Source organism: Streptococcus sp. NLN76, from assembly GCF_015686645.1.
Lineage (GTDB): Bacteria > Bacillota > Bacilli > Lactobacillales > Streptococcaceae > Streptococcus.
In genome coordinates this window covers 1-10,093 of the sequence record NZ_JADPMS010000050.1, presented here as the reverse complement: position 1 = coordinate 10,093, position 10,093 = coordinate 1, and the positions used below count along the sequence as shown (strand labels likewise).

At 41.4% G+C, this 10,093-nt stretch carries 7 protein-coding genes and 1 pseudogene; 4 read left to right on the top strand and 4 right to left on the bottom strand.

Translation table 11 applies throughout. From position 1 onward, the window contains the following. Window positions 1–74: 74 nt before the first annotated feature. Complete coding sequence (locus tag I1A59_RS08235) at window positions 75–758, bottom strand: LysM peptidoglycan-binding domain-containing protein (protein ID WP_196092299.1); 684 nt, start codon at window positions 756–758, stop codon at window positions 75–77. A 185-nt stretch (window positions 759–943) separates the two neighbouring features. Next, the gene (locus tag I1A59_RS08230) at window positions 944–2,635 is read right to left on the bottom strand and encodes a LysM peptidoglycan-binding domain-containing protein (protein ID WP_196092298.1); all 1,692 of its coding nucleotides are present in this window, start codon (window positions 2,633–2,635) and stop codon (window positions 944–946) included. A gap of 461 nt (window positions 2,636–3,096) precedes the next feature. Between I1A59_RS08230 and polA the strand changes: the two genes are divergently transcribed. The 3 genes from polA (at window position 3,097) to I1A59_RS08215 (ending at window position 6,821) form a co-directional block, all read left to right on the top strand. Next, window positions 3,097–5,739 (top strand): DNA polymerase I, encoded by a 2,643-nt coding sequence (polA, locus tag I1A59_RS08225; protein WP_196092297.1) that lies wholly within the window; start codon window positions 3,097–3,099, stop codon window positions 5,737–5,739. A gap of 280 nt (window positions 5,740–6,019) precedes the next feature. Beyond that, window positions 6,020–6,367 (top strand): DUF2200 family protein, encoded by a 348-nt coding sequence (locus tag I1A59_RS08220; protein WP_196092296.1) that lies wholly within the window; start codon window positions 6,020–6,022, stop codon window positions 6,365–6,367. Window position 6,368: 1 nt separating this feature from the next. Then, a complete protein-coding gene (locus tag I1A59_RS08215; RefSeq protein ID WP_196092295.1) occupies window positions 6,369–6,821 on the top strand; it encodes a CoA-binding protein in 453 nt (150 codons plus the stop codon). Between the two features lie 153 nt (window positions 6,822–6,974). Here I1A59_RS08215 and I1A59_RS08210 read toward each other — a convergent pair whose 3' ends face one another. After that, window positions 6,975–7,781: a DUF4767 domain-containing protein gene (locus I1A59_RS08210; protein ID WP_196092294.1), complete on the bottom strand. Its 807-nt coding sequence runs from the start codon at window positions 7,779–7,781 to the stop codon at window positions 6,975–6,977. A 218-nt stretch (window positions 7,782–7,999) separates the two neighbouring features. Further along, entirely contained in the window at window positions 8,000–8,122 is a 123-nt protein-coding gene (locus I1A59_RS09810) for a hypothetical protein (RefSeq protein WP_282097658.1), read from the bottom strand. Between the two features lie 223 nt (window positions 8,123–8,345). Here I1A59_RS09810 and I1A59_RS08205 point away from each other — a divergent pair. Next, window positions 8,346–9,731: pseudogene (locus tag I1A59_RS08205) on the top strand (ABC transporter ATP-binding protein); the annotation flags it as partial. Between the last annotated feature and the right edge of the window lie 362 nt (window positions 9,732–10,093).

Here is a 10,093-nt window from a genome sequence, read left to right as displayed (position 1 = left end):
ATTTACCCTCTTTTTTCTAGTTAGTTTCTGAAAGATACTAACTAGAAAAAGGAGGCCAGGCAACCACGGGGCGCCTAGAACGCACAAAATTCTATCAAAAACTGTCCAAGATATTGACTGAAATCCACTGGAGATATAAATTTAGGACCTTTACCTTTTACACGTTCATAAATTGGCTTATCATGTTTACTCCTTTCTTTTATCTTCCTATATCCTAATTCTTTAGCAAGTTTTGTAGTTTCTGGAGAGGGAACATAGCCTATAATTACTCTCTGCCCTGGATGGATGGCGAAATTGGAAATGTTATTCCATTCTACCAGTTCATCCATTGTGATGCCATATTTTTGAGCGATAAGCCAAACGGATTCACCGGCTTGGACGGTATGAGTTGTGAGTCCGGAATAGGGTGCTTGTGTTGGTTGTTTGAGAATGAGGACTTCGCCAGGATGGATGGTAAAGTTTGAAATATTGTTCCACATAACCAAATCATCCATGGAGACACCATGACTTTGAGCAATTCTCCAAACAGAGTCTCCAGCTTTTACAGTGTAGGATTTATTTGCAGTGGCTGCAGAAGGACTTGCTGGATTTTGGGTAATGAGTTGTTGGCCAGGATGGATGGTTTGATTGGTGATGTTATTCCATTCTAGCAACTGTTTCATTGTGATACTGTGATCATGGGCGATTCTCCAGATGGAGTCTCCAGCTTTGACAGTATAGAGCGCACCAAGTTGAGGTAATGGTTGTTTCGTAATCACAGGTGGCAAGGGATTGAGGGGAGGTTGGGTTGTGATGAGGGTATCACCAGGATGGATGGTAAAGTTTGTGACTTTATTCCATTTTATAGTCTTTTAGTTTATCTTTTATTACTGTGTTAGCTCGTCTTGCCGTACTTCAGTACTGTTTACGACTCGCTGCCTTGTACTAAAAGTAAACTAAAAGACTATACTAGGTCATCAATTGTAATTCCGTGCTCTTTGGCAATTTTCCAGATAGAATCTCCAGCTTTGACAATATATTGGGCTTTTTTTGCAGCCGATTTTGCCTTAATGTAAACTTTTTGTCCTGGGTGAATGGTGTCATGTTTGATGTTATTCCAAGCTCTGAAATCAGCCATGGAGATGCTGTATTTTTGAGAGATAGACCAAACGGATTCGTTTGGCAACACTTGGTGTTGGAGACCGTTATTGATAAGAGTGTCTGGTTTTACCAAAACCTTCTGCCCTGGGTGGATGAGTCCGTTTGTAAGTCCATTCCAGGTGATGAGGTCATTCATTTGAATTTTGTATTTTTGAGAGATAGACCAGACAGATTCATTTGGAAGAACAGTATGTTTTTTTCCTGATAAATTGTAGACTGGGAGTTTGAGACTGCCTGTATAATAAAAGACAGAGGCAGCAACTTGGCCATAGGCGCGTGCTGGTGCAGTATATCCTCCTGTGTACTGAGGAGTGTAGGAGTAGTTTGGTGTATAGCCATAAGACTGACTTGGCTGATAAGTATAGTTTTGAACGGCATAGTAACCAGGACCAGTATACGTATAACTTTGAGCTTGGCTGATTGATTGAATTCTAGCTTGATTGTTTACATAGCTTTTTGCCATGGTAGCATACAGTGCTTGTTGCCGTTGATAGGCTTGAGCACGTGCGTATTGATAGCTGTTATTGATTGCCTGAGAACCAAAGTAGGCGATAACTGCAGTTCCGAGAGCTTTTACTCCAGCAATAATATAAGGTGCAGCTTTTATAATAAGTGGAATTCCCGCTGTAATGGGCATTCGAAAAGTTTGATTTGTTTCAGAAATTGAATTAGTCTGTGCTTGTGAAGCGGCTAGGTCAAGTATAGTTTGTGTAAATTTTTCGGGATTGTCAGCACTTCTTTGAAGTTGACGGAATTCTTCTTCAGTGCTGTTTAGAATTAAGGTGTCAACAAGATTCCCAAAATCTTGTTGGGCTTGCGAAGTCTGGTAGAAAGATTTTAGTTTCGTTTCAAATTCAACTAAATCAGAGGTTTCTTCCAGTTCTTTTTTCTGTTCTGGAGTCAAGGTCTTCTTGAATTCTTCTAATTCTTTCAAGCTATATTCTTCATTAATTTGGCGAATAAGAATACTCTCTAAAACTTTTTGTTTACTTTTTATATCTGGGCTAGCTTCCAATAATTGATGTTCTTCTGGGGTTAGATTGGCAAGGTACTGCTTAGCCTTGTCCTCGAATTCAGCCGCAGCTTTTTGTGGATTGCTTGGCTGGTTATTACGGAAGGGACTGTTGGGACTTGGAACGTCTGATTCTGGGAGTTTTGTTGCTATATTGATTTCGGTGACAAGATTGTTCTCAACTGGTTGAGACTCCTGTTGAGAAGGCATGTTTACTTCAGGAATTTGTTGGGAAATATCTAACTCGGAAGGAGTCGGGGTATCTTGGGTTAAGGTCGGTGGGACATTGTAGTGATTAGCTTCAGGAACTTGGAATCTAGAATTGTCATCTGTTGTGGGTTCGAGCTGAGTGGTTGGAATCTCTATGTCAGCTAGTGTCGTTTTTTCATCTGCAGATACAGTACTTGTGATGAATTCTGTATTAGCAAGGAATAACAAGGTGCTCGATAGTAACAGAGTACGATAAATATGTTTAGGTTTCATAATAACCTCCTAAATCAATTCCAGGTGTAAGGATTTCCCTACAAGCAAAATGTAACCGTTATCACTAGTGAATACCTTCATTCTAACAAAACCTCAAATGATACACAAACAATATAAATAAACGTTTTTTAATGAAGTGTTTTCTGTAACATTTCTGATTGTTATCTAAAATTTTTCGAGTTCATTCACTATTTTTTTATACTCAATGCAAATCAAAAATTAAACTAGGAAGTGAGCCGCAGACAGCTCGAAATCTCTGGGAGAGATTTTGAGTTTACTGATAATACTTTCGAAGAAAGTTTCAAATAAGTACGGCAAAGTTGACAAAAACTTCGTTTTTTCAACTAGAATCTCAGACAGTCTCCCAGACTGTCTGACCCGACAACGGTTAAATTTGATTTTCAAAGAGTATTAATGACCCCATTCCCTTGCTTCCTCTAGGTCTGTGCTATAATTGTTTTATGGAAAATAAGAAAAAATTACTACTCATTGATGGGTCTTCTGTGGCCTTTCGGGCTTTTTTTGCCCTTTATCAGCAGTTGGATCGGTTTAAGGCAGCGTCTGGTTTGCATACCAATGCGATTTACGGTTTTCAGTTAATGTTGTCGCATCTCTTGGAGCGGGTGCAGCCGACTCATGTTTTGGTGGCGTTTGATGCGGGCAAGACGACTTTCCGGACAGAGATGTTTGCGGATTATAAGGGGGGTCGGGCCAAGACGCCGGATGAGTTTCGGGAGCAGTTTCCTTTTATTCGGCAGTTGCTGGAGGTTCAAGGGATTCGCCATTATGAGTTGGAGAATTATGAGGCGGATGACATTATCGGGACTTTGGATAAATTAGCTGAGGGTGCCGATTTTGAAGTGACGATTGTATCGGGTGATAAGGACTTGATTCAATTGACGGATTCCAATACGATTGTTGAGATTTCGAAAAAAGGGGTAGCGGAATTTGAAGCCTACACCCCTGACTATTTGATGGAAAAAATGGGGATTACCCCTGCTCAGTTTATCGATTTAAAGGCCTTGATGGGGGATAAGTCAGATAATATTCCAGGGGTGACCAAGATTGGGGAAAAGACAGGTCTCAAGCTCTTGGCAGAATACGGGTCTCTAGAGGGGATCTATGAAAACTTGGACGGAATGAAGAAGTCCAAAATGAAGGAGAATCTGATCAATGACCGGGAACAAGCCTTCTTATCTAAGACCCTAGCAACCATCAACACCCAGTCGCCGATTGCGATTGGTTTGGAGGACCTTGTCTACCAAGGTCCGGATGTGCCAGCCTTGGGACAATTTTATGAGGATATGGGCTTCCTCCAATTGAAGCAGCAATTAGACCAATCTGCTGGGGCTTCAACTCCGGTGGAGCATGCTCCTTATCAGGTGGTGGCTGAGCCAACGGCGGAGATGTTTGGAGCAGAAACCTTCCTTCATTTGGAGTTGTTAGGTGAGAATTATCATGTCGAGCCTTTGCGAGGTGTGGTTTGGGGAACCAAGGACCAAATTTACGTGGGGCAGTCTCCAGCTGTTTTAGAGAGTCCTGTGTTCCAAGAATTCTTGCGGCAGACTCCTCTGTATGTTTATGATTTCAAGAAGGTCCAGGTTTTAGTAGATCGATATGGTCTGGACTTGCCTTTGCCAGCTTTTGATAGTCGTTTGGCCAAGTATCTCTTGTCCACGGTTGAAGACAATCAGATTTCGACCATAGCGCGTTTATATGGCAGTCGTCCTTTGGTAGAGGATGAGGTCATTTACGGTAAGGGCGTGAAACGGGCTATTCCGGAGGAAGAGGTCTTCTTCCAGCACCTGGCTGATAAACTAGCCGTTTTGGTGGATACACAGGAGTCCCTTCAAAGCCAATTGGTGGAGCAGGAGCAATGGACGCTCTTGGTAGACATGGAGCAGCCACTAGCCAAGGTTTTGGCCAAAATGGAATTGGCAGGAATCAAGGTTCAACGTGAAACATTGGAAGAGATGCAGGTTGAGAATCAGGCGATCATCGAGGGCTTGACCCAGGAAATCTACGACTTGGCGGGCGAGGAATTCAACATCAATTCGCCGAAGCAGTTGGGCGTGATTCTCTTTGAGAAGATGGGCTTGCCTTTGGAGTACACCAAGAAAACCAAGACGGGCTATTCGACTGCGGTGGATGTTTTGGAACGCTTGGCACCGATTGCACCGATTGTGGCTAAGATTTTGGACTACCGTCAGATTACCAAGCTGCAATCCACTTATGTCGTGGGCTTGCAGGATGCCATCGCAGAGGATGGAAAAATTCATACTCGCTATGTGCAGGATTTGACCCAAACGGGGCGTCTATCCAGTACGGATCCCAACTTGCAAAATATCCCGATTCGCCTGGGGCAGGGACGTTTAATTCGTAAGGCTTTTGTGCCTTCCTTTGACGACGCTGTCTTGGTTAGTTCGGATTACTCGCAAATTGAATTACGGGTCTTGGCACATATTTCTCAAGATGAGCATTTGATTCAGGCCTTCAAGGATGGTTTGGACATCCATACTTCTACAGCTATGCGGGTCTTTGGCCGCGCTACAGCGGAAGAAGTATCGGACTTGGATCGTCGCAATGCCAAGGCTGTCAATTTCGGTGTGGTTTATGGAATTTCAGACTTCGGACTGGCCAACAACTTAGGCATTACACGCGCCGAAGCCAAGGATTACATCGAAACTTATTTCGAGCGCTACCCTGGCATCAAGAATTATATGGACAGTATTGTCCGTGAAGCGCGTGACCAAGGCTATGTGGAAACCATTTTCCATCGCCGTCGTGCACTGCCGGACATCCATGCTCGGAATTTCCAAGTACGCTCCTTTGCGGAAAGGACAGCCATCAATTCCCCAATCCAAGGGTCTGCCGCTGACATCCTCAAAATCGCCATGATCAACCTGGACCGGGCCTTGGAAGAAGGCAACTACACCAGCCGCATGCTCCTCCAAGTCCACGATGAAATCGTCCTCGAAGTTCCCAAATCAGAACAAGAAGCCATCACCACCCTCCTCAAAGAAGTCATGGAAAACGCCATCCAACTCACCGTCCCCCTCATCGCCGACGGCAACGCAGGAGACACATGGTATGAAGCGAAGTAACCCAAACATCTGGGAGATGTTTGGGTCCCGAGCCTAGAAATGTGAAAGCGAGGTAAGTCCGATGGACTTTTGGATCCTGGGCCTAGAAACGTGAGAGCGAGGCAAGTCCAGTGGGAAGATATCTCGAATTCCTCTCGATATCTTGGATTCCGAGCCTAGAAAAAGGAAAACGAAGCCAGTCTTGGAAGTGAGCATCGAATAGCTGACGGCATAGGTTGGCTTCGGGTATTAGGGTTTTGGGATAGAAGAGAGAGCAGTTTAGAAACAAGCGAGGTCAGTAATGGCAAGAAAAACAATCGATCAGATGACCTGGACCAGTATTTACCAGGCCTATCTGAACAAAGTTCAACGAAAAGAGCGTAGTCAGGATGAATTGGATCAGATTCTAAGCTGGCTCACAGGTTACAGCCCTGAACAACTTCAGTTCGATTCAGAAACTCGAACCCTAGCGAACTTCTATCAGGAAAGTCCTGCTTGGAATCCAGCTGCGGACACTGTCACAGGAACAATTTGTGGTGTTAAAATTCAAGAATTGACAGATCCTTTGATGAAGCAAATTCGTATAACGGATAAGCTCGTTGATGAACTAGCCAAGGGTCGTCCCCTAGAAAAAATTCGGAGGTCCTAATATGCTTGTAACAGATTCCTCTACGATTAAAAAACTTCTTGTAGAAAGCAAGACTATTGCGATTGTAGGACTTTCCCCTAGAGAAGATGCTGTCAGTTACCGAGTGGCATCTTATCTTCAAGAAAAGGGCTATCGTATTGTCCCCGTCAACCCACGTGCTGTCGACCAATTAATTCTAGGTCAGCAGGTCTACCCATCCTTGGAAAGCCTCCCTTTCCCAGTCGACATCGTAGACGTTTTCCGTCGCAGTGAGTTTTTACCGGACGTTGCGGCAGACTATCTTAAGATGTCCACGAAACCCAAAGCCTTTTGGGCTCAACTCGGTCTTTTTAGCCAGGAAGCTTTGGATATGTTGGAAGATGCGGGAGTTGCAGATATAATGATGGACCGCTGTATCAAGGTTGACCACCATATGTTGGTGGAGGATGATACTAACTTGGCTTGTGAAATTTAGTAGTTATCAAAGATAAAAGAACTCCACAGATAAAGGATTTTGATACGGTACGTATCATTTGTCCTTAATCTGTGGAGTTCTTTTTTGTCTACTAGTTCGTTAAGTGAGGACGCAGTTGGAGAATTTCTTTAAGTAGAAATAGCTTTTTACGAATTATCTTCCTTCTACAATGGCTGCAAAAGTATCTCTCAATTCAGTGTTGTTTGTTGGATTCATGTAGTATAATCGTTCAGGATTACCTTGGTTTTGACGAGATACTAGCACAACTGGTTGTCCTTCGTGAATCGTAAAATGATAGAAGATAGGGAAGTTTTTGTGAACAACACCGTAGCTAGCTACAATATTGTAGTCAGCGGTTCCAAGTCCATCATTAGAGAAGGCCACTGTAACCTTCCTTTCGTTTGTGAGTTCAGCTACATCCGCTACCCGTTCGCCGACTACGATTCGATCTTGCTCCGTAAAGCTCATGACACCAAAAAAGTCGTCGTCATCTCCTGGAGCATAGGATTTGTAACCTGGTTGTCCCATTTTATTTCCGAACTCAACCATATAGTTGGCTAGTTGTTCAGCTTTCTCCTGGTTCCAAAGAGCTTGGCTCGCATTAGGATTGGTTTTCGGGTTGTCCGTCTTGCTAGAACTGCTGGACGTGCTTTGTTCAGTCGGATTTTTTGGACTGCTTGCATGGTTACTACTGGAGGTTACTGGATTGCCGTTAACTGATTTCCATTCCAAGGATGATAAGTCAACTCTCTCAGGAGGAGCAGAATTGCGATCAGCTTTTAAATTGTAAGTCTTTTTCTCAATCACTTCAGCAGCTGTATTATCTTTCTTTAGTCGATAAACTTTGTAATCAGCATTGCTGCTGCCAGCCATGACTTCAAAATGAGTAATGGTCTGATTTTTATTGATGGCGAAAAAGCTGCGGTAACCATCTGTAGAGGCTTCGTAGTTTTGAGCCAAATAGGTTGGAGAGCCTTTTTTGAGGTAGTATAGTCTTTTAGTTTATCTTTTATTACTGTGTTAGCTCGTCTTGCCGTACTTCAGTACTGTCTACGACTCGCTGCCTTGTACTAAAAGTAAACTAAAAGACTATAAAGAAGCTGGCGCTGTCCATCTGTTTCAGCTATGAGTTCATCGGTTCCATTGTCATCGATATCATAGAGGGCATAGCGCACAATTCAATCGCCATTCGGTTTTAAATCTCGATTGAATAATTCTTGATAAGCTATAGTTTCATCAGCAGATACAGTGAATCCGCTCAGAGATAATAAGCTCAGTCCTAAAATTGCATACTTTTTCATAGAACCTCCTTTTTCCTTGTATTCTATCATATTTTTTTGTGGTAAAACTTGTGTTCCAGCCTTTTTATTAGGAAATGGGAATATGTAGAAAGGTTAGTGAATACAAGTTGAAAAAATTAACGGTTTGAAAAAAATAGTGAGTTTTTTCGTTCCAAATACGGGAAGTTTGAGTGGATAGGGATGATAGGAGGTAGAATGAGGTTATCAAAAGGAGGTGAGTCACATGAAACAGCTGATAAAGTCCTATAGAATTTGGTATGGATTTGCGCTTACTTTTGCTCTTAGTGCATCGATTTTGATGACCTTATTTTCCATCGAACTAGGAACAATTTTAGACAGCCTAACTATTTCGACTCACGAGCTACAGAGGCAAGTGTTTCTCTGTGTTCTGACAATTATAGCTTGGTACCTATGTTCTTGGACATCCTCATATGTTAAAAATTTCTATATCAAAAAAATTATTTTAGATTTAAAAGATCGCTTAGTTCAATCCTATCTTAATCAAGATTTTCCTGAAAGAAAATCAGAATCCGAATTTCTTAACTCGTTGACAAAGAACATAGACTTACTTATGGAAAATCATTTAGTGGCCAAATTTAATATGGTAGTGAATCTTGCCTCCATGCTGATTAGTATCTGTGCTCTCATGTTACTTGAGTGGAGATTAGCCTTACTTTTCCTGCTCCTTTCCTTGCTTACAATCAATTTATCCCAAATTCCTGGAAAGCTAATTAAAGCTGCAACGGAGACCTATACCTCTAAAAATCAATCTTATTTAGACATAATGACAAATTTTTTAAAGAGTTTCGAGCAGATAAAGTTACTAGGTATCCAAAAAAGGATGCAAGAACAGGTTGGAAATTCAACACAGGATTTTGAGAATGCTAGACAAGCCTATCAATACGGGAGAGATCTTGCTTCTAATACCGGTACTTTTTTAAGTTTCTTCTCACAAGTAGCATGTATGGTGGTCGGTATTATCTTTGTAAGAAATGATTTATTGACAATTGGTCTATTAGTTGCAAGCATTCAACTCCTCAACGGAGTATTTGGTCCTTTCCAAAATTTCCTCTATTCAAAAAATCTGATTCAGAGTGCAGATTCAATCTTGGTTAATTTTGACGAACTTATAAGACCAGAAAATCAAAAAAATGTTATAGCAGAATCAAAACAGTTGGCAGAGGCAGTTTCATCCATAAGTATACAGAAACTTAGGTTCGAGATTGACAATCGAATCCTCTTTTCGGACTTTTCTTTCGAATTTCAGAAAGGAAAAACATATGCTGTAGTCGGAGAATCTGGGGTGGGTAAAACTACACTTATGAAATTGATTTTAAACTACTATTCTTCTACAAAATATCAGGGGAAAATAGAGATAAATGGAGTAGCAAATGATCAAGTAAATTCTCAAAGCCTTTATAAAGAAATTGCTTTTGTACAAAAAAATGACTTCCTTGTGAAAGGAAGTGTATTGGATAATATTGAACTGGGAAATTCAGCTCCATTATCAAACAAATTAAAGGAAGTAATGGGATTTGATAGCCAGTTTTTACAGAAGTCTGTTGGAGGAGATTATAGTCCAGTTTCGGAAGGAGAGAAACAACGAATTGATTTGTCTAGATATTTGAGTCAAAATTACTCAGTGTATATATTTGACGAACCAACCAGTAATTTAGATCCCATTAGATCAAGGAAGATAATGGATTATATACTTTCTATATCTGATGCAATCATTATTGTGATCACTCATGATCAAGACAGAGAAATCCTGAAACGTTTTGATCAAGTTATCAGAATAGATGGCACGACAAACGCACGAAAGATTCTAGTAGATTTATTCCCTGCTAGAATCTTTTTTAAATTAGTACTCTTAAAAATTTATCGAATACCATACTCAAATGGAACTTCTTTCGTCTCATACTCATATCTTTACCAACATCAAGATTTCTTAACACACTCAAACAAAATTTG

What these genes read in the sequence shown, in the direction of transcription:
- I1A59_RS08230 (WP_196092298.1), bottom strand. Translation starts at nt 2,635, where the DNA reads ATGAAACCTAAACATATTTATCGTACTCTGTTACTATCGAGCACCTTG.
- polA (WP_196092297.1), top strand. Translation starts at nt 3,097, where the DNA reads ATGGAAAATAAGAAAAAATTACTACTCATTGATGGGTCTTCTGTGGCC.
- I1A59_RS08220 (WP_196092296.1), top strand. Translation starts at nt 6,020, where the DNA reads ATGGCAAGAAAAACAATCGATCAGATGACCTGGACCAGTATTTACCAG.
- I1A59_RS08215 (WP_196092295.1), top strand. Translation starts at nt 6,369, where the DNA reads ATGCTTGTAACAGATTCCTCTACGATTAAAAAACTTCTTGTAGAAAGC.
- I1A59_RS09810 (WP_282097658.1), bottom strand. Translation starts at nt 8,122, where the DNA reads ATGAAAAAGTATGCAATTTTAGGACTGAGCTTATTATCTCTGAGCGGA.